Source organism: Nostoc sp. UIC 10890 (assembly GCF_054786515.1).
Genome location: NZ_JBSGKF010000001.1, coordinates 5,477,376 through 5,501,951 on the forward strand (window position 1 = coordinate 5,477,376; position 24,576 = coordinate 5,501,951).

20 protein-coding genes are annotated in these 24,576 nt (G+C 42.6%); 12 read left to right on the top strand and 8 right to left on the bottom strand.

The features are described from left to right. Positions 1-2: 2 nt before the first annotated feature. Entirely contained in the window at positions 3-3,017 is a 3,015-nt protein-coding gene (locus tag ACWATR_RS22770) for a DUF1574 domain-containing protein (protein ID WP_460337383.1), read from the bottom strand. Positions 3,018-3,473: 456 nt separating this feature from the next. On the opposite strand from ACWATR_RS22770, the gene ACWATR_RS22775 reads away from it, so the two are divergent. From ACWATR_RS22775 to ACWATR_RS22785, 3 genes are all read left to right on the top strand, one after another. Beyond that, positions 3,474-3,728, top strand: a complete 255-nt coding sequence (locus ACWATR_RS22775) for a hypothetical protein (protein ID WP_460337386.1) — start codon at positions 3,474-3,476, stop codon at positions 3,726-3,728. A gap of 84 nt (positions 3,729-3,812) precedes the next feature. Further along, positions 3,813-6,893: a phosphoenolpyruvate carboxylase gene (gene ppc, locus ACWATR_RS22780; protein WP_460337389.1), complete on the top strand. Its 3,081-nt coding sequence runs from the start codon at positions 3,813-3,815 to the stop codon at positions 6,891-6,893. 102 nt (positions 6,894-6,995) lie between these two features. After that, positions 6,996-7,250 (top strand): hypothetical protein, encoded by a 255-nt coding sequence (locus tag ACWATR_RS22785; RefSeq protein WP_460337392.1) that lies wholly within the window; start codon positions 6,996-6,998, stop codon positions 7,248-7,250. 216 nt (positions 7,251-7,466) lie between these two features. On the opposite strand, the gene ACWATR_RS22790 is transcribed toward ACWATR_RS22785, so the two are convergent. Continuing rightward, complete coding sequence (locus tag ACWATR_RS22790) at positions 7,467-8,141, bottom strand: DUF1997 domain-containing protein (protein ID WP_460337395.1); 675 nt, start codon at positions 8,139-8,141, stop codon at positions 7,467-7,469. A 177-nt stretch (positions 8,142-8,318) separates the two neighbouring features. Here ACWATR_RS22790 and ACWATR_RS22795 point away from each other — a divergent pair, with 177 nt between their 5' ends. Together ACWATR_RS22795 and ACWATR_RS22800 are read left to right on the top strand one after the other, a co-directional pair. Continuing rightward, a complete protein-coding gene (locus ACWATR_RS22795; protein ID WP_460337397.1) occupies positions 8,319-8,978 on the top strand; it encodes an NAD(P)H-binding protein in 660 nt (219 codons plus the stop codon). 212 nt (positions 8,979-9,190) lie between these two features. Next, a complete protein-coding gene (locus ACWATR_RS22800; protein ID WP_460337400.1) occupies positions 9,191-9,841 on the top strand; it encodes a glycoside hydrolase family 24 protein in 651 nt (216 codons plus the stop codon). A gap of 14 nt (positions 9,842-9,855) precedes the next feature. Here ACWATR_RS22800 and menH read toward each other — a convergent pair whose 3' ends face one another. From menH to metG, 5 genes are all read right to left on the bottom strand, one after another. Continuing rightward, positions 9,856-10,674 carry a 2-succinyl-6-hydroxy-2,4-cyclohexadiene-1-carboxylate synthase gene (menH, locus tag ACWATR_RS22805; protein WP_460340606.1) on the bottom strand — a complete coding sequence of 273 codons (819 nt, stop codon included), beginning with the start codon at positions 10,672-10,674 and terminating at the stop codon, positions 9,856-9,858. Positions 10,675-10,884: 210 nt separating this feature from the next. After that, a complete protein-coding gene (locus ACWATR_RS22810; RefSeq protein WP_435022921.1) occupies positions 10,885-11,286 on the bottom strand; it encodes a metal-sensing transcriptional repressor in 402 nt (133 codons plus the stop codon). A 305-nt stretch (positions 11,287-11,591) separates the two neighbouring features. Next, complete coding sequence (lptC, locus tag ACWATR_RS22815) at positions 11,592-12,800, bottom strand: LPS export ABC transporter periplasmic protein LptC (protein ID WP_460337405.1); 1,209 nt, start codon at positions 12,798-12,800, stop codon at positions 11,592-11,594. Next, positions 12,800-13,429, bottom strand: coding sequence for a LabA-like NYN domain-containing protein (locus tag ACWATR_RS22820; RefSeq protein ID WP_069072029.1), 630 nt, complete (start codon positions 13,427-13,429; stop codon positions 12,800-12,802). The genes lptC and ACWATR_RS22820 overlap by 1 nt, the downstream gene beginning before the upstream one ends. Positions 13,430-13,595: 166 nt before the next feature. Then, positions 13,596-15,200 carry a methionine--tRNA ligase gene (gene metG, locus ACWATR_RS22825; RefSeq protein ID WP_460337408.1) on the bottom strand — a complete coding sequence of 535 codons (1,605 nt, stop codon included), beginning with the start codon at positions 15,198-15,200 and terminating at the stop codon, positions 13,596-13,598. A gap of 381 nt (positions 15,201-15,581) precedes the next feature. Between metG and ACWATR_RS22830 the strand changes: the two genes are divergently transcribed. The 7 genes from ACWATR_RS22830 (at position 15,582) to fabD (ending at position 24,374) form a co-directional block, all read left to right on the top strand. Continuing rightward, the gene (locus tag ACWATR_RS22830) at positions 15,582-16,307 is read left to right on the top strand and encodes a lysophospholipid acyltransferase family protein (protein WP_460337411.1); all 726 of its coding nucleotides are present in this window, start codon (positions 15,582-15,584) and stop codon (positions 16,305-16,307) included. Positions 16,308-16,403: 96 nt separating this feature from the next. Beyond that, positions 16,404-17,231: an alpha/beta fold hydrolase gene (locus tag ACWATR_RS22835; protein ID WP_460337414.1), complete on the top strand. Its 828-nt coding sequence runs from the start codon at positions 16,404-16,406 to the stop codon at positions 17,229-17,231. Positions 17,232-17,853: 622 nt separating this feature from the next. After that, a complete protein-coding gene (locus tag ACWATR_RS22840) occupies positions 17,854-19,020 on the top strand; it encodes an EcsC family protein (protein WP_460337417.1) in 1,167 nt (388 codons plus the stop codon). A 431-nt stretch (positions 19,021-19,451) separates the two neighbouring features. Next, positions 19,452-20,933 carry a leucyl aminopeptidase gene (locus tag ACWATR_RS22845; protein ID WP_460337420.1) on the top strand — a complete coding sequence of 494 codons (1,482 nt, stop codon included), beginning with the start codon at positions 19,452-19,454 and terminating at the stop codon, positions 20,931-20,933. 243 nt (positions 20,934-21,176) lie between these two features. Continuing rightward, positions 21,177-22,199 carry a phosphate acyltransferase PlsX gene (gene plsX, locus ACWATR_RS22850; protein ID WP_460337423.1) on the top strand — a complete coding sequence of 341 codons (1,023 nt, stop codon included), beginning with the start codon at positions 21,177-21,179 and terminating at the stop codon, positions 22,197-22,199. A 154-nt stretch (positions 22,200-22,353) separates the two neighbouring features. After that, entirely contained in the window at positions 22,354-23,346 is a 993-nt protein-coding gene (locus tag ACWATR_RS22855; protein WP_460337424.1) for a beta-ketoacyl-ACP synthase 3, read from the top strand. A 146-nt stretch (positions 23,347-23,492) separates the two neighbouring features. After that, positions 23,493-24,374 carry an ACP S-malonyltransferase gene (fabD, locus tag ACWATR_RS22860; RefSeq protein WP_460337427.1) on the top strand — a complete coding sequence of 294 codons (882 nt, stop codon included), beginning with the start codon at positions 23,493-23,495 and terminating at the stop codon, positions 24,372-24,374. 36 nt (positions 24,375-24,410) lie between these two features. Here the strand turns inward: fabD and ACWATR_RS22865 are convergent, their stop codons facing one another. Further along, positions 24,411-24,542 carry a hypothetical protein gene (locus ACWATR_RS22865; RefSeq protein ID WP_460340772.1) on the bottom strand — a complete coding sequence of 44 codons (132 nt, stop codon included), beginning with the start codon at positions 24,540-24,542 and terminating at the stop codon, positions 24,411-24,413. Positions 24,543-24,576: the final 34 nt, after the last annotated feature.

Here is a 24,576-nt window from a genome sequence, read left to right on the forward strand (position 1 = left end):
CCCTACTTCACTGGCCAAGGAATCATCGGGTCATTAGCCAGCTTTTTCGAGACTTCGTATGCGCCAAAGCGGTTGAGGTGGCTAGGATCAGAAAAGTAGTCATTTACTTTTATCCACTGTTGGCTCAAATCACGATAAATAAAGTTGGGATTAGTAGCCAAACGCAACATATATTGCTGAAATTCCTGCTCATATTGCCTACGCACTGGATCTAAATAATCTCCTGTCAGAGGCATATTGACAAACACTAAGGAAATTTTCTGAGATTGGGCAAACTGAAGCACTTCTTGAAAAGCAGCATCTTGCTGTCCTTCTACTTGGAAAGATTTATAGTCGTTGTCGTAATTTCCGGTAACTCTAGAATATTTTTGATAATATCTAGCGGGATTGAAGCGAATAGACAAAGGTAGAAAGCCATCAAAGTCAACTGATTGCCGAGAAGTACTTTCATCCGAAGTACCGTCTGTTAGCTGTTTTTCTGATGCAACTGTCTGATTATGACCAAGTATGAGTAGTTGTTTTTGCAGTAAACTTTTTATTTGATCGCGATTTGGATAGCTACTGGAAACAGATGCTAGAGCTTGATTCAATGACTCATTAACAGCTTGATACGTACTAATCTCCGGTACGTCCTCATTTGTCTTTTTATCTCCCGAATTTACCGTATTTTCGGCTAAATCATCGCTATTTGCATCTGTTGGTGTTTTTTGGAATGCTTGTTTATAACCAGCTGATGCAGCGATGGATTTAAAAGTAATATCCTCGCGTCCACCATTGAAAGCACGAGCGCCATCTGCCCAGATAATTATTTTGGGCAGTTCTGATGGTTCTAATACGTGGCGAATCACAAAGTCTACAACTTGTGCAGTAGCACCATTGATCCCAAAATTAAACACGTCCAGATTTGGATAGCCCTGAGTCGCTAAAGCTTTAGAAAGTGCTGCTGGATCTACTCCTCTGAGGGCGCGGGAGGAGCCAATAATCAATACATCTGGCGGATTACCAGTTCTCGCTAAACGCTGTTTATACAGTGCTAGTTGTTCATCTAACTGCCTGACATTGAAACTTGGCATCTGCGATCGCGCTGCTAAAAGAATAGCTGTTGCGGTTGCTTTTTCTTTCAGTGGGGCGGCTGCCAAATTTTTAGTCGGGGTATCATCATTTTGAGTAAATTCCGAAGCATTAAATACAGAACTCTGATTTGGAGGAGATTTTGTCTTGGAAGTGCTGCTAAAAAATGTTGTTTTTTCAGTCTGATTTTTTTCAGATGTCAAAGATGCCTTGTGCTCAGAAGATGATGGGAGGATGGCACTAGCGACTTTTGGCGAACTTGGCGTAGTCCGTGCAATAATTCGGCCCAATACCCAATCAGTTTGGAGAGTGAGTAATAATCCCAGTGTTCCCCAAACTAAAGCAATCTTAATTCCTTGAACATCATGGTTATGTTCCGCTGACTGGTTGCTTTCGGTAAATAACTGGCTTCTCAACAGGAATTTTTTCGCTGTTGAACTGGCCGTTGTCATCCAATCTCGCGCTACTTCGGTTACAAAACTTTGAACTTCTTCTGTTGTTAAGTCGGGGCGCAAAATTGGCTCACTAGTCTCAGAGGTTACCAGGTCGTTAACGTATTTAGAAGTAGCAGCAAATTCTGGGGTTGCTTCTGGCACTAAACGTTGGCGATGTTCAAGATCAACGCCATAATGCCAAAAAGGTTCTTTATTCCCAGCCCGGCGACCGTAGATACGTACTCCCATCATACCGGGAATTTTTAATTGGCGAATAAACTGCGTAATTTTACTTGCTACTTGTTGCCGCCCTGGACAAACAGGTGCATCACACATAATGTGCAATAAATCATTTTTGTTCAGTAAAAGTACGCGAATTCCACCTGTCAATAGCCGCCAATCCAAGTCAGGATTGAGTAAGCGCTCTAGTAAAAATATGATGGCTGGTTCATCGCCAGTATTTGCCAACTCTAGTGGTGATGGGGCAAAGGCGGGATGTTTTGCAGCGGGTAAAGCCAGCCAATCAATCCAAGTGGGTTGCTTGTCGCCTGCTTTTTGTCCGTATACGGTGGCGGCGAGAATGCCTTGAGGTGCGATCGCTTCTAGCTGGGGTACAATCGCCTTTAAGCACACTTCCTTGTCTGGGATTGGGGCAGTTCCTAAAGGATCAAAAGCTGGGGTACAAAAGATATGTAGCGTTGATTCTTTCAGAGAAACTTGGACAGCAACTTTTAACCCTGATAGTACCTCAGTTAATAATCGAGCGATCGCTTGTATATCCCCCCAACGCGCCCACTCTTTGAGCATCACTTCTGGTGGTGTCAAATCCACCCGCAGCAGCCAATCATGTACAGTTTCGCCGCTCACCTGGGAAACAATAACTGCATCTTGGTAGCCGGAAAGCTTGAGATAACGCAACTTTTGTGCTATTGGTTCAGCAAGCAAGGATGCATCAGGGCTATAGCTCGACTGGCAAAATATCCACAGGCGATTTTCTTCTGGCTGAGAATTCTTTGGCTTGTATAGCTTAATCTTTGCCTGTACGGATACACCTAAAGTACTCAGAGTTTCGCTGAGATATCGAGCGATCGCTTCTGGGTTGCCTTGGCGTGCCAAACTTTCATTAGAGACAATTAACGCTCCACCCGATTGTTTGGATTTTTCCGAGTCTGCTAGCAAGGCTTGCTCCACCTGCTCCAGATGTTTATCTATTTGATTCAAGTAAACCCGATGGCACCATTTGGGGCGCTGTTCCCCTTTTCTTCGGCCATAGACAAATACTTGATATATTGAGGGTTGTTCGTTACTTGTGAGGATATCTAAGTTTGTTTGCTGTAGTGCTTGCAGCAAATCAGACAAAGTGTGCCAACGCTGCGGACATTCTGTACCTTCACAAAGAATATGAAGGTCATTTCCCCGCAACCGGACTTTCACCCCGAAAGTGTTGATCCCTGTTGCTTGGCTTACCCATTGCACTAAGGATTGCTGGCGATCTGGTAATACTGTTTTCATGCTCAGTTAACTTTACAGGAAGCGATTGTTGGGGGATAGTGCCTGCACTTGTAAACTAGAACCATAGGTCTATCACACTCTGACGTTTTTTTTTAACAATTTTGTTACCTTCGTAGCTCACAAAATCGGCCAAGATAGTCTTGTACAGGTTGCAAGTCTGACTAATGTTGAGTTTTGCGTTTATTTTACTAATAGGGAGTCAAAATTCAAAAGTTAGGAGTTAGGAGTTAGGAGTTAGGAGTCAGAATAATTCTATATGACTGGCTGATAACTTGTCCTTTAAAACCGGACTCGCGTCCCAATGTGCTAATGTAACGCGCCTGATAGGCGAAACAAACAACAAGCTTATCTCATTTCAACTCCATCCCTTGAATGTTGGAGTCATCTTAACTCCTAACTCTTAACTCCTGACTAATAACTCCTTTTGCCTCATATTCCCATAACCAAAAATTAGCAATGCCTCCTACCAAGCAACAACCCGCAACTAACCCCACATCCAATTTGGATTTTTTTAGCATTCCCCAATCTTTCCTTTTACAAATAGGTACAGCGTCTATATTACTGCTGCTCATTACCGGAAAAACTACAGTAAGAGCACTAGAATCCATCGGGGAAGCCAGTGAAGAATTATTTCGAGGCGATCGCCTACCCAACCTCGACTTCCCAGATGAACACGAAATCAATCAAGATGAGAAGATATACACCAAATAATTATTTGCTCAGGAACAACCCGGTGAGCATTAAGTGCAAAACCTAGAACCGTAAACAGTAATTAGCTTTACAAGAATAGAGAATATGGGTTCCCTTTTATACTCTTCGTCTCAAACTGCGGATATATACCCGGTGTCGGAATTATTTTTGCGTCATCGTCTCCAGGTAGTGGAAGAATTGTGGGAGTCAGTTCTCCGGCAAGAATGCGGTCAAAATATGGTAGATCTGTTGCGGCAGTTGCGCGATCTATGTTCACCAGAAGGACAAGCAACAAATGACCAAGCATCCTCAGCCGTTAAATTAATTGAACAACTAAATATCAACGAAGCAATCCGTGCGGCTCGTGCTTTCGCTCTATATTTTCAGTTGATCAACATCATAGAGCAGGAATACGAACAACGGCAGCAATTGAGCCGCTATGAAGCAGAAACAGAGGCTACAGATTCAGAAAGAGCATCTAATGTCAACTATTCTTCCAATCAAAGAGAAGATGATGCGCCTGTTAGCAAGGGAATAGCAGCAGAATTGTTGACAAAGAGTTATCTAGAAAAAGCGCCAGTCAAACCAAAGGGGACTTTCGCTGCCTTGTTTCCCTATTTATTCAAACTGAATGTACCACCCCAGCAAATTCAACGTCTAATTGCACATCTGGATGTGCGCTTAGTTTTCACAGCACACCCAACGGAAATTGTTCGTCATACCATCCGCGATAAACAGCGCCAGGTGGTACAACTCTTACAAAAACTGGATGCCTTGGAAAACCATTCTGGTGGTACATCTGGGGGATATGCTTGGGAAGCAGCAGATGTCCGCGAACAATTGCTCGAAGAAATTCGCCTGTGGTGGCGCACAGATGAACTTCACCAGTTTAAACCCACGGTGCTAGACGAAGTAGATTATGCCCTGCACTACTTCCAAGAAGTTCTATTTGATGGCATTCCCCAACTTTATAAACGTTTCAAACATACCCTATCCAATACCTTTCCTTGGCTAGAACCACCGAGTAAAAACTTTTGCTCTTTCGGCTCTTGGGTAGGCTCAGACAGGGATGGGAATCCATCAGTCACACCTGAAATTACCTGGAAGACAGCTTGCTATCAGCGCAAAATGGTGATCGGGAGATATATTCAGTCAGTGAAAAATCTGATTGAATTGTTGAGTGTATCGATGCATTGGAGTGATGTTTTACCAGACTTACTGGAATCTCTAGAATTGGATCAGTCCCAGTTGAGTGAGGTATACGATGCACTGGCGCTGCGTTATCGACAAGAACCCTATCGGCTCAAACTGGCTTATGTGCTGAAACGACTGGAAAATACTCGCGATCGCAATCTAGCTTTATACAATCGAGAAACGCCAAAAAATCAAGATAGCCCCCTGTATCTTTCCGGAGCCGATTTTTTAGCAGAACTGCGGATGATTCAGCGCAACTTGACAGAAACAGGTTTAAGCTGTCGAGAATTAGAAAATCTCATCTGTCAAGTAGAAATTTTTGGTTTTAACTTGACACAGCTAGATATTCGCCAAGAATCATCCCGCCACGCCGATGCATTGAATGAGATCCTGGAATACCTGCAAATATTACCTCAACCTTACAACGAACTCTCTGAGGAGCAAAGAGTCGCTTGGCTCACCGGAGAATTGCAAACTCGTCGGCCATTAATTCCGGCAGAATTGCCATTTTCTGAAAAAACCAACGATGTAATTGAAACTTTTCGCGTTGTGCGATCGCTCCAACAAGAATTTGGTCTAAATATCTGCCAAACTTACATTATCAGCATGTGCCGCGACGTGAGCGACGTGCTAGAAGTGTTGCTATTAGCCAAAGAAGCCAGACTTTTTGACCCCGCCATTGCCGTCGGAACAATTCAAGTTGTCCCCTTATTTGAAACAGTAGAAGACTTACAACGCTCCCGAAGCGTCATGCGGAAACTGTTTGAACTGCCGTTATATCGCGCTTTATTAGCCGGCGGCTACGAACAGACAAAAACAGAGAGCGTTGTCGTGGATGAAAATTCATCCTCCCTTGCCTCCCCTGCCCCCTCCCCCCTCACCCCCAACTTGCAAGAAGTAATGCTGGGGTATTCTGACAGCAACAAAGACTCTGGTTTTTTAAGTAGCAACTGGGAAATTCATAAAGCCCAAAAATCACTGCAACAAATAGCAGAAAACTATGATCTAAGTTTGCGAATTTTCCACGGACGCGGCGGTTCTGTAGGACGGGGTGGTGGCCCTGCTTACGAGGCGATTTTGGCTCAACCCGGTCATAGTATCAATGGGCGAATCAAGATTACCGAACAAGGAGAAGTTTTGGCTTCCAAATACTCCTTGTTGGACTTGGCTTTGTACCACATGGAAACCATCACCACAGCTGTGATTCAAGCTAGCCTACTGCGGACAGGGTTTGATGATATTGAACCCTGGAATGAGATTATGGAAGAATTAGCAGCGCGATCGCGTCAACATTATCGTGCTCTAATCTACGAACAGCCTGATTTTGTTGACTTCTTCCACCAAGTAACCCCAATTGAAGAAATTAGTCAGCTACAAATTAGTTCCCGTCCAGCCCGCCGTCCATCTGGTAAGAAAGATTTAAGTAGTCTGCGAGCTATTCCTTGGGTATTTAGCTGGACACAAACTAGATTTTTGCTGCCTTCCTGGTACGGTGTTGGCACAGCTTTACAAGACTTCTTGAACGAAGAACCAGAAGAACATTTGAAATTGCTGCGCTACTTTTATGTTAAGTGGCCGTTCTTCAAGATGGTGATTTCTAAGGCTGAGATGACCTTGGCAAAAGTAGATATGCAAATGGCACATCACTACGTCCAAGAATTGTCAAAGCCAGAAGATCAACTTCGTTTTGCCAAGGTATTTGACCAAATTGCTAGCGAGTTCTATCTGACAAGGGATTTGGTGTTAAAAATCACCGATCACAATCGACTGTTAGATGGTGATCCTGTATTGCAGCGATCTGTGCAGTTACGCAATGGCACAATTGTCCCCCTGGGATTTATCCAAGTTTCACTGCTCAAGCGCCTACGCCAGTCCCTAAACACTACTGCTACTTCTGGAGTCATCCACTCTCGTTACAGCAAAGGTGAGTTACTGCGAGGAGCATTGTTAACTATTAATGGTATTGCCGCTGGGATGAGAAATACAGGTTGATTGGGAATGGGCAATGGGCAATGGGCAATGGGGAATGGGGAATGGGGAATGGGGAATAGGAAGAGTAATCTACAATACCCAATGACCAATGACTAATGACTAATGACAAAAAATAGAATTTTAATTTGCACTTTTTTGGCGTTGTCATCAGGTTTTTTTGGTGCTTACACCAGTGGGCAAATTACCATAATGCTGCATAGCCAAAAGTGCCAAAACCAACCTTGGGGTTTAAAGGAGATGTGTAACGCTTGGATGACACCAGGAGCAGTATGGCAAGGTAGCACAACAGGACTATGGACAGGGACTGTTTTAGGGGCGTTTGTTGGTGGTTTGGTGACGCGACAAGCTCGTGATTAGTCTGTTGACTAATTAATCAAACGTGAATTCGATGAATCTCTCCTTAACTTGAACTAAAGTTCAAGTCTGTGCCTTTGCACTTACAACAAAGTTATCTGTTGAGGCGAATAGGGGAGCTTAATAACTCTCTTTCCTCCCCTACCTCGCCTGCTTATCCGAATCGTGTTGTCCCCACTTGTGACTATCCATTAGTCAGATTTTTCTTAACACTTTCGTTTACCGCTTTTGCCTGAAATTGGCATTAAAGGGTATGTCCAAAGACTTATGAAAATCTTCCTGAACTTTGCGAGTTAAGCGGCGGGAGACTTGGCGGACAATTTGGTTAAGTACGCGATCGCCTGTAGATTGAACTAGAGACTTGGGTAATCGCTGAATAAACCGGGGAAAGTGAATATAAACTATTAAATCCAATTCCCATTCAACCCTTGTAACCTCCCCAATACTAGAGGAAACATCCGTTTCTATTAACTTGAGGGCTGCGTGGTAGTCTACGTCATAACCAGGCGGCTGATAGTCAGGAATGGGGATTGTACGGATGCGGTAAATACCTTCCTCTGGGGGTAACAATTCTAAACCAATTTTCGGTTCTACTTCATAACCGAAAGAACCAAAACGACCAATTACTAAAGCATAGCCATTTTCCCCAAGTGATTGTACCTTCATGGGTTCAGCACATCGCGAAAACCATGAGGCATGAGCATTGAGATACTCAGCAACCTTCTCTACTGGGGCAGCCATTTCCATACAGTCTTGATAACGACCGTAAAATTTTGTGAGCGTCGCTACATTTGCTTCTGTTAATGTGTGCTCGGCTTCTTCTTGGCTGGATGGTACAGGTAAAACTGCTTCTGTTATTTCCCAGGATTTATATTCGCTTTTTCTTGAAAGCATAAATGCATTACTGTATACTTTGGCGTTCGTCTATATTAATGATTCCCCACGCGCCTGGGTCATTTCGCATTCAAATCCCATTTTACTGAAACCTTATTAATCTGCCATCAACTCCATAGAATTACTAAAATAAAGAACTGAACAAGCACACAATAGTTTCCCAGGATAGCATTTCTCATGAAAGCATTTGTAGCAGGGGCAACGGGTGAAACAGGTCGCCGGATTGTGCAAGAATTGATAGCGCGGAATATTCCCGTCCGAGCCTTAGTGCGGGATATAGAGAAAGCTAGGGGTATTCTCTCTCCTGAAGCCGAATTAGTTGTAGGCGACGTATTACAACCAGAAAGTCTGGCTGCTGCGTTCGGAGATAGCACAGTTCTGTTGGTTGCAACTGGCGCAAAACCGAGCTTTGACCCCACTGGCCCCTATAAAGTGGATTTTGAAGGGACTAAAAATTTAGTAGATGCTGCTAAAACAAAGGGAATTGAACATTTTGTCTTAGTTTCTTCTTTGTGTATTTCGCAGCTTTTCCATCCACTGAATTTGTTTTGGCTGATTTTGTTGTGGAAAAAACAAGCTGAAGAGTATATCCAAAAAAGTGGTCTTACTTATACGATTGTCCGACCTGGTGGCTTAAAGAATGAAGATAACCTCGACCCCATTGTGATGCAGAGTGCAGATACACTGTTTGAGGGTAGCATCCCCAGGCAGAAAGTCGCCCAAGTTGCTATTGAGGCGCTGTTTGAAGCTGATGCACGGAATAAAATTGTTGAAATTGTTGCCAAACCTGAAGCTAGCTCCAAAACTTTTGGGGAATTATTTGCTAACGTCGCCTAATGAACCAGTGAAGAGTTAACGCTAAGGGGCGCATCTATGCGCCCCCTACAAACAGTCGGTATGTATTGAATGGAAGTGAACTTTGCCAGAATGAGCGCGTCAATTATTGTTGTTAGCAAACAGAGCAAATTTGAAGGAGTTAGACTCTGAAAGGCTTTGAATTCAAAGGTGTTGAAAAACTTATTGGCCCAATAGCCGCGCTTCTCGGCTTTGTGTATTTATTGCAATGGTATATTGGAGACTTGCGATCGCCTTCTGATCCCATCTTTGAAAATAAACAGCCGCCTTTGGTCATGAAACAGGGCGACCCCTATATTCGCGCTTTAATGCGAACCATCTCGGCGAGTGAGGCAAGTGGGAACCGCCCCTATTCGCTGTTATACGGTGGACAGCAAGTCAACGACCTCAGCCGACATCCTGAGATATGCGTCACAATTGTCACAGGCCCCAACACAGGTAATTGTTCTACCGCTGCTGGCAGATATCAAATTATCAACATTACTTGGTATCGTTTAGCCCCCCGTTATCATCCAAATCCAATGCAGATGATGTTTTGGACTGGTTATAGTTTTGAAGCAGAATATCAAGATGTAGTAGTTTACCGATGGTTAAATGATTCTAAAGTTTGGGGAGTTGATATTTCTCAACTGTTGCGTCAGGGAAAGATAAATGATGTTTTGCGGCGACTCTCTCCCACCTGGACAAGTTTAGGATATGGAATAGAAACTAATTCTGTTAGTAGCTCTTTACCTAAGATTTATCAGAAAATGTTGCAAGAAGAATTAACCGCAGTTAATCAACCAACAGCCCCGAATTTGACACCATCCCCAACTCCTTCTAGCAAGGCAATAAAGAAGCAGTGAGGTTATATTAATTTTTAACTTGCTGCGGACAAAAAATATTTGATATTTTCCACAAATGCCAAGGTATTTTCAAAGTGGATATTATGTCCAGCATTATCAATTATTATCATCTGGGCAAATTCACATCTTTTAGCCATTTCTGTATTAATAGATATAAATTTTTTATCATATTCACCAACTAATAAGAGAATAGGAATTGTATTATCTTTTAGCTTTTCCCATAAAGAGGGTTGGTATCCAGTACCCATAAAGCGCAGTGACTTATCTAATTCCTGGGGATTGTTCTGTAACCTAATTTCTACCATGCGATCATATTCTGGATGATTTTTGATACAGGCAAAAATCGGCTGATCATACCAATTTGATAAAAAAGCAGCAAAATCGTTTTTTTCAAAACTTCTTGTTACCTTTCTACCTATTTGCGTATCAAGTTTAATGCGTTCTAATCGTTCTGCTTCTGTTGGCAAACCTGGGGAAGCTGACTCTAGTACAACTTTATAAAAACGTTCTGGAAAATTCAGGGTAAGATATAAAGCTAATCTTCCACCCATTGAATAACCAACTAAAAAGCATTTGGCAATTTTTAACTCATCCAGCAAGTTGATTAAGGCATGGGCAGTATTTGTCATTGTATAGTAATCATCCCCAGCCAAAACTTGGGTTTTTCCATGTCCAGGGAGATCAATTGTTAAATAATAAAATTCATCAGATAGTAATTTTATAGCTTCATCAAATTCATCTATATTACCCATGAAACCATGCAGAAAAAGAATCAGTGGTTTTTCTGGGTTGCCCATGAAAGAATAGAAAAATTGATAATTTTTTCTGACCATAGTCTGGTTAAAAACCATCTTTGCTACACAGCATATTATCTTATGGAGTAAGTTTCTTTTCTCGTTCCCTTTTTATAAGAGGAAACGAGGTAAAAGCAGAGAAAGTCTATTAAAATAGATTGTCTACAAGTTCGCAACATGATATTGCTGAGGTGAATATCATGATGCACTATTGAATACCGAATGTATCCTACATTATTTTTTTAATTTTTAAGGTAAAAATCGATCTAAAGCAGCTTTTAACTGTTTAATTTCAACGTCAATATTACCCTCTTGTGCGGCTCTACCAATGCACTCGGTTAAATGTTCATCCAAAACAATTCGCGCTACCCGATCCAATGCGCCTCGCACTGCGGCAATTTGCAGTAGAACATCAGGACAAGGGGTACTTTGCTGCACCATTGCCTTAATACCACGAACATGTCCTTCTATACGCGATAATCGATTGACAATTCGCCGTAGAGATTCTTCACTATGGACGTGAGAATGAGCCAACTCTCCAGTCCCATGAGTATGATCTGTCTGCTCTTGCTCTGTATCATGATGGTGGGAATATTCTGCTTGCTGGGGTGTTGGCAAGGATTCCTTACCTAATCGGTTTGATCCATTCATGGGTTATCAAAGGACTTGTAGTACTAAAATCCTAGCCTAGTACTCGACCAACCCAAAATTTATCAGTGGCGAGTGGCGAGTAGGGGGATGAAAGAATGTTGTAATTTCGTTTATCTCTTTCCAAGACTCGTTAACGGAGTTAAAAAACTAGTTCATTTCCCCCACTCCCCATTCCCTGATTCGCCCTAATACCATTTCACGAAAAACCTGATACAGATGTAAACCCTGAAAGCTTTGCTGCATCTAAGTTTTTAATTGCGTTAGCGGAGCGGGGCGTTAGCCCATTGTGAATTGGTATAACTCCACTACTGACGATTGGCTCTTTCTTGGGGAATAATCTCCGTTACTACCCTACCGCTAGGACTGCCACCTTTGACAACAATATTTTCTGTTTGCAGATTACCAACGGCTGTTTCACCCGCAAAATTTATTTGTGGGTCAACTTGCCGATAAAGTACATTTCCCTGAGCTTCAACTAACTTATTGTCTAAATACCAAGTTAATGAATTGGATCTTAGAGACTGGCGACGCTGACCAACGGCGTTGACGTTACCTGTTAAATAAACAATTTTTCGCGGTATTATCATTTGACCTTGATTGGATGTCACTGTGACATTTTCGGCACGGTGGAACATTCGTGTAGGCGAGTTTGTGGTGACACTTTCTGTGTTCATGTCCCAGTTCATAGAGTTACTAGCTATTTGCAGTGGTGGGTCTAGTAATTCTAGTTGAGCATTTTTCTGGACAGTGGCAATTTTTGTTTTTAAGTTGACTTCGGCATAATTTCCTTTGCCGCGATCGCTAATTTTATTATCTTTGTAGCGATCAATTTCTATGGGGCGATCGCCAATCAGTTTTTCTTCTTTAATATTCCAGATCAAATGCTCGGTTCTGACTTGTAACTGGGGATCAGCAGAATTTGCTACTACCCCTCCAGAAAATTCCATCCGCTGTTCGCGGGTTTTAACTCGCGCTTCTTGCGCCACTGCTTTTAGTTGTTTATGAGTGCCGTTAATCTGGTTGCGGACAATCAACAAATCTTCTTGGGGACGCCATTCTAATTCATTACCTTGTAATACAATTCCATTACTAGGATCTGTGGCAAATATCTTACCTTTAAGAAACAACTGCTTCCCATCTTGCTCAATGTCTGCTACATCTGCCTTGATTTGGTAAATTACTTTGCCATCTTGGTATAGTTCACCATAAGGACTTTCAGCCTGACCAATTTGTTTTTCTTTGGTGTATTTTGCGGTTTTAGCCCTGACTTTCCAAATGGGTCTTCCCACTTCATCTGCTTGTTCTAGGGTGACATCAAAGAAAGTCAAATCGCTATCTGGATTAGATGAATCCGCAGTATTTTGTTGGGAAGCTGGAGGGGATTTACCCCCACAGGCAACTAAACCAAATACCAAGAAAAAGGTCAAAGGTAAAATAAGAAAAGAGGGAGTGGAGGAGAAATTTTGAATTTTTCTCTTGCCCCATCTCCCCTTTTGATGAAATTTATACGCCATTATTCTTGGATTTCTAGATGTCCATCACTACTTCTGGGGTCTTCCAAAAAACCGATACCAGATAAAGGCCGGTATGGATAACTTTGGCGAGGGGTTTTTTGAATATCCTCTTTGATGGCTTCTAAATCGATGTAGCGATCGCTTACATTAATTAAGCTGTCACTGGTCATCGAACGCAAGCTCACTACTTCTACCCGCACACCACGATAGCTCACTGAATTAACTGCATAAGCTAAATCCCCATCACCGCTGACTAAAACTGCGGTATCATAGGAATCTACTAGTGCCATCATATCGACTGCTATTTCTACATCCAGGTTAGCTTTTTTAGAACCATCTGGTAGCTGGACTAAATCTTTAGCAATGACTCGATAGCCATTGCGACGCATCCACAGCAGAAAACCCTGTTGCTTCTCGTTTGTCCGGTCTACACCAGTGTAGAAAAAAGAACGCAGCAGTCTGGAACCTCCAGTTAATCGGCACAATAGCTTGGTGTAGTCGATTTCGATTCCTAGTTGCAGTGCAGCGTAAAATAAATTTGAGCCATCTATAAATATGGCAACTCTACCCCGATTCTCCAAAACTTGTTCTGGCGTAAAGATCGAATCGTTTTCCAAATTATTCAACATCATTGTGATACCTCAATTTTTATCCCTGTTATTTTTGATACAAATTACCAACTTTTAGATGCTAGTCACAGCGGCTTATGATAATGTTCCGAGGCTAATTTAAGTTCAGCCCCGATAAATTTTTTGAGAAAATAAGAGATTGAACAAAATCAGACTTTGATAAGGACTAATCGTTTTTCGGGGGTTCTATTCGCTTAAAAATAGGTTTGGGTGTACCCAACTCTTGTTTACTGGATAGTATTCCCCATGTAGCATGGGTGGCAAAAGGGGCGGTAACTGAACTTTGTATTTGATCGTTAAAGTTTATTCCAAAGCCCAGCTGCTGATAAATATCGCTACTGATGTTCGGAATAATTGGGGATAGCAGATAAGCTGCTAGTCTAACTGATTCTAGAACTGCGTAGAGAACTTTTTCCACCGACTCCTGCTGTCCCTGTTTATATAATGACCAAGGAGCTTGTTCATCAATAAACTTATTACTGGCTTGCACCAATGAAAGGATAGCCCCGCAGGCTTGATTGAAAGCTAGCTCTTGGTATGCTTGTTTCACCTGTTTCCCTAGACGTAAACCAATTGCTTTCAAAGGATTTTCGTCAGGAATTGCTTCATTGCCGATTGATGGGACTTTATTCTCAGCGCAGTATTTCTTCACCATGTTCAAGGTGCGATTGAGCAAATTACCTAAATCATTTGCCAAATCTGCATTCAAAACATTAATGAACCTTACTTCATTAAAATCTCCATCTTTGCCAAATTCGATTTCCTTAAGGAAGTAATAACGAACGGCATCACTACCATAGCGCTGAACTAACGCGATGGGATCAAGGGTATTACCCAGACTTTTGCCCATCTTCTGCCCATCTTTGGTCAAAAAGCCATGCCCAAATACTCGCTCTGGCAAGGGTAAGTCAGCCGACAACAGCATTGCGGGCCAGTAAACTGCATGGAAGCGGAGAATATCTTTACCAATTAGGTGCAGGTTGATTGGCCACCATGTTTCTAAAGCATTTGCTAAAGTCGGTTCTGCATCTGGTTCTAGTAATGCTGTGACATAACCTAGCAGCGCATCAAACCAAACATAAAGGGTGTGCTTGGGATCAACTGGTACGGGAAAACCCCAATCTAAATTCACCCGCGAAATGGAAAAGTCTTGCAGTCCTTGATTGACAAAGCTGAGAACTTCGTTGCGCCGACTTTCTGGTTGAATAAAATCTGGTCTTGATTGATAAAATTCTGTCAGCTTAGTTTGATATTTGGATAAGCGGAAAAAATAGTTTTGTTCGTCTCGCCACTCGACTTCTTTGTTAGTATGAATTGGGCAACGGTGTCCTTCTAATAGATCACGTTCTTCTTTGAATTCTTCGCAGGATACGCAATACCAGCCTTGTTGTTGTCCCTGGTAGATATCACCAGATTCCCAGACTCGCTCAAAGAATTCTTTGACGATCGCTTCATGACGAGGTGCAGTAGTCCGACTAAAGCGATCGTATTGAATGTCTAGTAACTGCCATAAACTCACGAAGCTAGGGACAATTTCATCACAAAACTCTTGTGGTGCTTTGCCTAAGCTTTCTGCCGATCGCTGGATTTTTTGCCCATGTTCATCTGTACCTGTAATTAGTAATACCTGATTTCCTAGTAGTCTGTGAAATCGCGCAACTACATCTGCTGCGATCGTCGTATAAGCACTGCCTATATGGGGAACATCGTTTACATAATACAGGGGTGTTGTTAGTGCAAATGTCAATTCTTTTTTATTCACTAGATTCATACAAAATAAAAATTAACTTATTAAAACGTTTTACACCTTAGCTTTCAGCGGCAAAACCACGCAATTATACAATAAAATTCCTATTTTTTCCAATAACACCTTCATATTAGCAAATTTATTAGGTCAATAATTGTTTTGTAATATGCATCAATTCTGATAATTTTTGACTATAAAGATGAAAATTAACTAATCATAATGTTTTTGAATACTTTCTATTAGAAATTCTTGTGATCAAGAATACATAATTGAGAACGTGAAAAATCTATTTGCTTTTGTCGATTAGATATTTCTATCTTAAGACGGTCATGGCAATAGTAAAGAAATGTAAAAATTAAATTAAGATAAACCGCCATATTTACCGGAAAAATATATTGATTAGGTATGAGTCGAAATAGCCCCCTAGAGATTTCTCGCGCTTTGGTGGCGGCATTCTCAACGCAAATGTTTCGCTATTACGAAGACCGCATTCCCCAGGATGCCAGCGTGTTGGTAGTTAGCAATCACCGCAGCTTTATGGATGCACTGATTTTAATGGCGGCGTTATCGAATCCGATTCGCTTTGCTTGCCATCACTATATGGGACAAGTGCCAGTCATGCGGGAGATTGTCACCGGACAATTGGGGTGTTTTCCCTTGGAGGAGACTCAAAACCGCCAGCAAAGCTTTTTTTCGCAGTCGCAGTTGCTATTGCAGTCCAAGCAGATGGTGGGAGTATTTCCAGAAGGGACTGAACCAATGGTGAAATTTACTCAGCCAAACCAGGTGGGTGAGTTTCAGCGGGGATTTGCCCATTTGGCATTGCGAGGGAATGTGCAGGATCTAGCGATTTTGCCGATCGCGATCGCCTCCTTAGAAGAGGTAAACACGAATGGCTTCCCACTAAGGCTTTTGAGTGTATTTGACCCCTCAGAACCTTTATTTAACCAAAGTGGTTGGCATCCTTTGGTAATTTATCGTCGGGTTGCAGTGTTAATCGGTCGTCCTTATTGGATTACGCCCCAACATCATAAAAAATATCATGGCAAACAAGCCAGAACTGTTGTGGCTGAACTGACAGAACACTGTCATGGTGAAATTAGTAATTTACTGCGCCAAGGTTGCTATTAGAAGGATTCAATTTTGGATTTTGGATCGTCCGAACAATCAACAGTTCAAAAGTTTTATACCATTAACAAATGACCATTGACTACTGACCAATGACTAATGATTATCTCTGAAGTTGAGTTAAAGCCTTGTTTCCTGACTCCTGAACGAGTACAGCCAGAGTATCCTCTGTTGGTATATTTGCCAGGAATGGATGGAACAGGTCAACTATTGCGATCGCAAACCACTGGATTAGAAACTGGCTTCGATGTCCGCAGTTTGGCGATCCCCCGTCAAGACCTTAACAGTTGGGATGTGCTAACTAAAAGTGTCTTGGACTTGATCCACGCAGAATTAGAAAAAAGCTCTCAGAGGCCAGTTTATCTGTGTGGTGAATCCTTTGGTGGCTGCTTGGCAATGAAAGTAGCAATCCAAGCACCACATTTATTTAAGCGAATTATCCTAATTAACCCAGCTTCATCCTTTCAGCTTCGCCCTTGGTTGCATTGGGCATCCCAACTAACTTACTTAGTGCCATCAGGATTGTATGATGTTGGCGCACTAGGGTTGTTGCCGTTTTTAGCATCTTTGCAACGCATTTCCCGGAGCGATCGCCATGATTTGCTGAAAACTATGCGTTCTGTACCATCAGAAACCGTTCTTTGGCGGTTATCTTTACTGCGAGAGTTTCATATTGACGAGGAACAATTAAGTCGCTTAACTCAACCAGTTTTGTTGATTGCCGGTGGTAGCGATCGCCTTTTGCCTTCTGTAAGTGAAGTCAAGCGCATAGGGAATATCCTACCAAATAACAAGATTGTGGTATTACCCCATTGCGGACATGCTTGCTTACTAGAGCAAGATACTAATCTCTATGAAATTCTTAAGGATAACGAATTTTTAGAAAGTAATGCTGATATCAGTACCGGCTTAGAAGTTAGAGGATAGGGTGAGGTGCGATCGCACCAATTGGGATACTCAATAATTCCACTTTCTACCCGCGTTTTTCATCTGATACTGGTGGTTTGCCTCTGTTTTCATTGTCTTCCTAGATCAAACGCGGGGATTTGAGGATGTTTTAAAAGTCCTCTGGTCGGTAGCAAAACGTTTTAGATCCCCCTAAATACCCCGATAAATTGGGGGACTTTTAGAGACTTTGCCCCCTTTTTAAGGCTACGGTGTACACACAAGTTATAGAATCACACACAACCAGTCTGTCGAATTACCCCACCCTAACCCTCCCCTTGCAAAGGGGAGGGAAGTGGATTTTCTATTTCCCTTTACAAGGGTGGATTAAGGGGGGTAAATCCAGGGTTTAGGCTTCATTACTAAAATGTGTGTACACCGTAGCTTTTTAAGGGGGTTGGGGGGATCAACAAGTGCCTAAAATTACAGCCAACCACTTTTAAAACATCCTCTGAGAGTATGTTCCTATTTTTGATGGATTAACACAGTTTTTAAAACAAGAAAATAGTTAATCTGAAACTGATAATTATGTTTATAGAGGGATGTAGAGCCGCTCAGGATTCGCTAAAAGAAAGAGAGAGGCTTTAGAGAATGGTGTCAAAGAATGGCAGACAAACCCCAAGAAATAGAAGTGAAAAAATCAGGTAATTCATCCACAGAAACTTCAAAAGTCGGAATTCAGGCTCAATCATCAGTAGAAAATGAACCATCTATAATAGAGTCTTTTGTTAAAACTGTTGCTGATACTGGCATGGCAGTTTTAGACACAGTAGTGGGTGTGGGAGAAGCCACCGCGAAACAAACACACAAGTTAATTGAGCAAACAACTCAAACTAGCGGTCAGTTTGTTAACCACCTCAGCCAAAATTGGTTGATTAGAAAAGTATCTGGAGTGTTAAATCTTAACTGGCTAATTGGTAGTACTGACATTGTTGATTTGGAAAAAGCAGAAGCAGCAGTAAAGAAGCTAAAGCAAAAGTATCCCAATGAATCAACTAGCCAGATTGCTCACCGAATCATGCTGGAAAAAGCAACTAAAGCTGGCACTGTTGGACTAGCAACTAGTATTTTGCCGGGAGTAGCAGTTGCATTGTTGGCAATTGATTTAACAGCAACAACAAAATTGCAATCAGAAATGATTTATGAGATTGCATCTGACTATGGGCTAGATTTAAAAGATCCTGCCCGGAAAGGCGAAGTTTTGGCAATTTTTGGTTTGGCTTTGGGTGGAGGCCGTTTATTAAAAGCTGCTGGATTAGGGTTGCTGCGAAATGTACCCTTTGCTGGTGCAGCGATCGGAGCTAGTTCAAATGCGACAATGATCTATTCATTGGGGTATGCTGCTTGTCGATTCTACGAAGCCAAGCTGGATGAATCAACATCCCTCGAATCGCCAGAGACATTGGCAACCTTAAAAGCCGAAAGCGAAAAGTATCTCGAAAGTGCGATCGCTCAACAAACTCTCATGGATCAAATTTTAGTCCACATGATCCTAGCCAGTCATCCAGAAAAGACTTGGGAAGAAATTTTGCCAGAATTAAAAGCTGTAAACATCAGTCCTAAGTCCTTGGATGCCATTGCCCAAAATATCAAATCACCTCAACCTTTAGATGTACTCCTAAATCAGCTAAATCGTGATTTTGCCATACCTTTGTTAGCTCAGTGTTACAAAATTGCCCAGGCTGACAATCAGACTACACCAATTGAGCAAGAAATAATCTCAGCGATCGCCAGCAAATTTGACATTGACACAAATACAATTGGGGCATAGGGCATGGGGCATGGGATAGGAAATAAATAAAGTACAGTTCATAGCTTCATTAACGAGTATCAAAGACTCATTAACGGAGTTCCGAGGTGGATTAACGAGTATCAAAGACTCATTAACGGAGTTCCGAGGTGGATTAACGAGTATCAAAGACTCATTAACGGAGTTCCGAGGTGGATTAACGAGTATCAAAGACTCATTAACGGAGTTCCGAGGTGGATTAACGAGTATCAAAGACTCATTAACGGAGTTCCGAGGTGGATTAATGAGTATCAAAGACTCCCTTACAAGTCCTATTTATACCAATTTGCTAAATTATAGCCACTGATCCCTGCTCCCCAATGCCCCATGCCCAATTCCCCATGCCCAATACCATGAAACAAGAATTTTGAGCAATACTGGTACAGGAAGGAATATTTACACAAAATCCCAAAATGACAATTCAACTTAGTGATAAGCCTTTGCTAGAGTGGGCAGGCGATAGTTTGGCAATTGGATTATTTGAAGATGCAGTAGAGTTAACCGGAGAACTGGCAACTTTAGATCAAAAGTTTTCTGGGGTTTTAAAAGAACTAATCACAGAAGAAGAATTTAAAGGGAAAGCTAACAGTGCAATCTTCACCCGTGTAAATGCTGATAGCCCAGTGCGTAAATTGATTATCGTAGGTTTAGGAAAACCAGATGCACTAAAACTCGACACTTTGCGACGTGCTGCTGCTGCTGTAGCCAGGGTAGGAAAAAAGCAAAAAAGCAAAATTCTGGGATTTAGTTTTCCATTGTGGAACAATGATCCAGCCGCTAGTGCCCAAGCGATCGCAGAAGGTGTCGAATTAGCGCTTTACCAAGATATTCGCTTTAAATCAGAACCAGAAGAGAAAGGTTCACAAATAGAAACCGTAGATTTACTAGGATTTGGTGGACAAGAAGCAGCCATCACCCGCGCCAATCAAATCGTTTCCGGGGTAAATTTGGCACGGCAGTTAGTAGCAGCACCAGCTAACGCAGTAACACCAATTACTTTGGCGGAAACTGCTCAAGCGATCGCCAAAGAGTACGGCTTACAAGTAGAAATTTTAGAAAAAGAAGATTGTGAAAAGTTGGGTATGGGTGCTTTTTTAGGAGTAGCGCAAGCTTCCGAATTGCCACCTAAATTCATTCACCTAACTTACAAACCAGAAGGTACACCCAAAAAGAAACTAGCAATTATTGGCAAAGGTGTAACCTTCGATTCCGGTGGACTCAACATTAAAGGTGCTGGTAGCGGCATCGAAACCATGAAAATGGATATGGGTGGTGCGGCTGCTACCTTGGGCGCGGCAAAAGCAATTGCTCAAATTAAGCCAAATGTTGAGGTTCACTTTATCTCGGCGGTAGCTGAAAACATGATTAGCGGTCGCGCCATGCGTCCTGGAGACATTCTCACAGCATCAAACGGCAAAACAATCGAAGTGAACAACACCGATGCTGAAGGACGTTTAACCCTAGCAGATGCCTTGGTGTATGCCGACAAATTGGGATTAGATGCGATCGTTGATTTAGCCACCTTGACTGGTGCTAACGTCATTGCCTTGGGTGATGATATTGCGGGATTGTACACTCCCGATGATGCTGTCGCTTCCCAGATCGAGAAAGCTGCCCAAAGTTCAGGGGAAAAGATTTGGCGGATGCCAATGGAAGAAAAATATTTTGAAGGGCTAAAGTCTGGGATCGCGGACATGAAAAATACAGGCCCGCGTCCAGGTGGTGCTATTACCGCTTCCCTTTTCCTCAAACAATTCGTTAAAGAAACTCCTTGGGCACATTTAGATATTGCTGGCCCCGTGTGGGCAGATAAAGAAAATGGCTACAACAGCTCAGGGGCAACTGGCTACGGCGTTCGGATGCTAGTGGATTGGGTACTGGGTGCTGGGGAGTAAGAATTTTAGATTTTAGATTTTGGATTTTAGATTGAAATTTAATCCAAAATCTAAAATTCAAAATCCAAAATTGAATTGCCCCATGCCCAATCCCCAACCCCCAATACCCAAATTCGTGCTATCTTGAGCTTGCCAGTAAAAATTGTTGCAATAGTAACAGAAATAATTTGGCTGTCAGAAAGTTAAGCTTTTTCGGGCATTGCCATCTGGTAAAATTTGTAAGGTTTCTAGAAGCTCTTAGCAATGAGATCGACTCGCGTAAGGATCGCAATTGACGCAATGGGAGGGGATCACGCACCCGGTGAAATCGTTGCTGGCGCATTGCGAGCACGGGAAGAATTGGGTGTAGATATATTGTTGGTTGGTGATCCCCAACAAATAGAAGCTGCCTTGCCACCAAAAACAAGTTTAGGGCAGATGGAGATCGTGACTGCTGAAGAAGCGATCGCAATGGATGAGGAGCCTTTAAACGCAGTTAGACGCAAACGCAAGGCTTCTATTAATGTGGCTATGGATTTGGTCAAGCAGCAGCAAGCAGATGCCGTATTTTCTGCCGGACACTCTGGGGCAGCTATGGCATCAGCTTTACTCCGGTTAGGACGATTGCCAGGAATTGATCGCCCAGCCATAGGGACAGTTTTTCCCACGATTGTTGCTGGTAAGCCAGTGCTGGTACTAGACGTTGGGGCAAATGTAGATTGCCGCCCCAAATTTTTAGAGCAGTTTGCCGTCATGGGATCGGCTTACAGTCAGTACGTCTTGGGTACAACCGAGCCTAAAGTGGGTTTGCTGAATATCGGTGAAGAAGACTCTAAGGGCAATGATGCAGCTGTTCGTGCCCACCAACTGCTGCGCGAAAATTCCCAAATTAATTTTATTGGCAATGCCGAAGGGCGTGATGTGCTTTCCGGTCGCTTTGATGTGATTGTCTGTGATGGATTTGTCGGGAATGTATTATTAAAATTTGCCGAAGCCGTCGGAGAAGTAATTCTGCAAATTCTGCGGGAAGAATTACCCCAAGGATTGCATGGTCAACTCGGTTCAGCACTCTTAAAACCAAACCTGAAGCGGGTTAAACAGCGAATGGATCATGCAGAACATGGTGGCGCTTTGCTGTTAGGCGTGGCAGGAGTCTGTTTTATCGGCCACGGTAGCTCACAAGCTCCTTCAATTTTTAATGCAATTCGGATGGCAAAAGAAGCTGTTGACAACCAGGTGCTACAACGAATTCAGTCCCAATATATCCTAGAGCGCGAGAGCGGTTAGTCATTGTCATTAGTCATTGGTCATTGGTCATTAGTCATTAGTCATTGGTCATTTGTAAAGGACAACTGGCAAAGGACAACTGACAAAAGACAACTGACAAAAGACAAAGGACAAAGGACAAAGGACAAAAAGCTGATAGCTTGGGAGATTAGGAGTGCAAAATTTAGGCATAGCAATTACCGGAAGTGGCTCGGCAGTACCAGCAACTTCACTACACAACCAAACGTTAAGTGAACTAGTTGAAACATCAGACGAATGGATTACCACAAGAACTGGGATTCGTCAACGGCGATTAGCACTGCCGTTTGAGTCCTTGAGTGTACTCGCTACTGCCGCCAGCAGTAAGGCGATCGCAGCTTCGGGCATTAAACCAGAAGACCTAGACCTGATTCTGCTAGCGACTTCCACCCCCGATGATTTGTTTGGTAGTGCTTGTCAAGTACAGGCTCAATTGGGAGCTACCAATGCAGTGGCCTTTGACTTGACAGCTGCCTGCTCTGGCTTTGTGTTTGGTCTGGTTACAGCAGCCCAATACATTAGAACAGGTGTCTATAAGAATGTACTGTTGATAGGGGCAGATATCCTCTCTCGCTGGGTAGATTGGCAAGATCGGCGCACTTGTGTACTGTTTGGTGATGGTGCTGGGGCAGTAGTATTACAGGCTGACAAAAGCGATCGCTTATTGGGATTTGCCCTTAAAAGTGATGGCACTCAAAACCATCACCTTAATCTTGCCTACGCAGGCACTTCCCAAGAACTGCTCACTGATGTACATATCACCAAAGGCACTTATCAACCAATTACTATGAACGGCAAAGAAGTCTACCGCTTTGCTGTGCAAAAAGTGCCAGAAATTATTGATAAAGCATTGTTTCAAGCCAACCTCAGCGTTGATCAAATAGATTGGCTGCTGTTGCATCAAGCCAATCAACGGATTATCGATGCTGTTGCCCAACGCCTAAATATCCCAGAACATAAAGTTATCAGTAATCTTGCCCAGTACGGCAATACATCTGCGGCTTCCATCCCCTTAGCTTTAGATGAAGCAGTACGGCAAGGCAAAATAAAACCCAATGACATTGTTGCTACATCCGGCTTTGGTGCCGGTCTTACCTGGGGCGCAGCAATTTTTAAATGGGGAAGATAATATTTTGTCCTTTGTCATTAGTCATTTGTCCTTTGTTAATGACCAATACAACTCTTGGAGAGGCTGTGCCAACGGCAAAGCTAAGTACAAATGATAAATGACCAATGACTAATGACTAATGACCAATGACCATTGACTATTGACAAATGACAAAAACTGCATGGGTGTTTCCCGGACAAGGTTCCCAAGCGCTGGGAATGGGAATGGACTTATTAGATATACCATCCGCTAAAAACAAATTTGCCCAAGCTGAGGAAATTTTGGGCTGGTCTGTAACAGAAATCTGTCAAAACGAAGAAGAAAAGTTATCACAGACGCTATACACTCAGCCAATTCTTTATGTGGTAGAAAGCATTCTTGCTGACCTTCTTCGAGAACGAGGACACCAGCCAGATTTAGTTGCGGGTCACAGTTTGGGAGAATATTCTGCCCTTTATGTAGCGGGTGTCTTTGAGTGGTCGGCTGGTTTATATCTAGTAAAGCGTCGTGCAGAACTCATGGATAGTGCCGTCGGTGGTATGATGGCAGCTTTGATGAACTTTGACCGTGAACAGTTGGAAAAAGTCATTGCCGAAACGCCTGATGTAGTGCTGGCAAATGACAATAGTCCGGCTCAGGTGGTAATTTCAGGCACGACTGAGGCTGTACAAGCAGTGATGACTCAAGTTAAAGCAAAGCGTGCGATTCCCCTAAAAGTTTCTGGAGCATTTCATTCACATTTAATAGCACCAGCGGCGGCTGAATTCCAAGACATTCTAGAATCTGTAGAATTTCAGCCAGCTGTTGTACCAGTTTTGTCTAATGTAGAACCAATTCCATCTATTGATGCCAAGATTTTAAAGCAGCGCCTAAACAAACAAATGACTGGTTCTGTAAGATGGCGAGAAATTTCTCTACAATTACCAGCTAACGGCATTGAGCGAGTGATGGAAATTGGCCCTGGTAAAGTTTTAACTGGCTTGGTTAAACGTAGTAGCCCTGATTTAGTATTACAAAACATCCAGAGTGCTGCTGATTTACCCGTTTAAGTTTTTTTAGCTTCTACTACTCAGTCTCTCGATATCCTAATCAGTTATCGCTTCAATTGCTGGACGTTGTTCGTTTGCTTTGAGGCGATGTTTGAGAATTAAAATCGTACTATTGATACCTTCGTAGATATTAAATGGCAAGCCGAGTCGTGGAAAGAGAAAGCCCAAAAAGTTATTCTTGGAATATCCCGCTAACCTGACG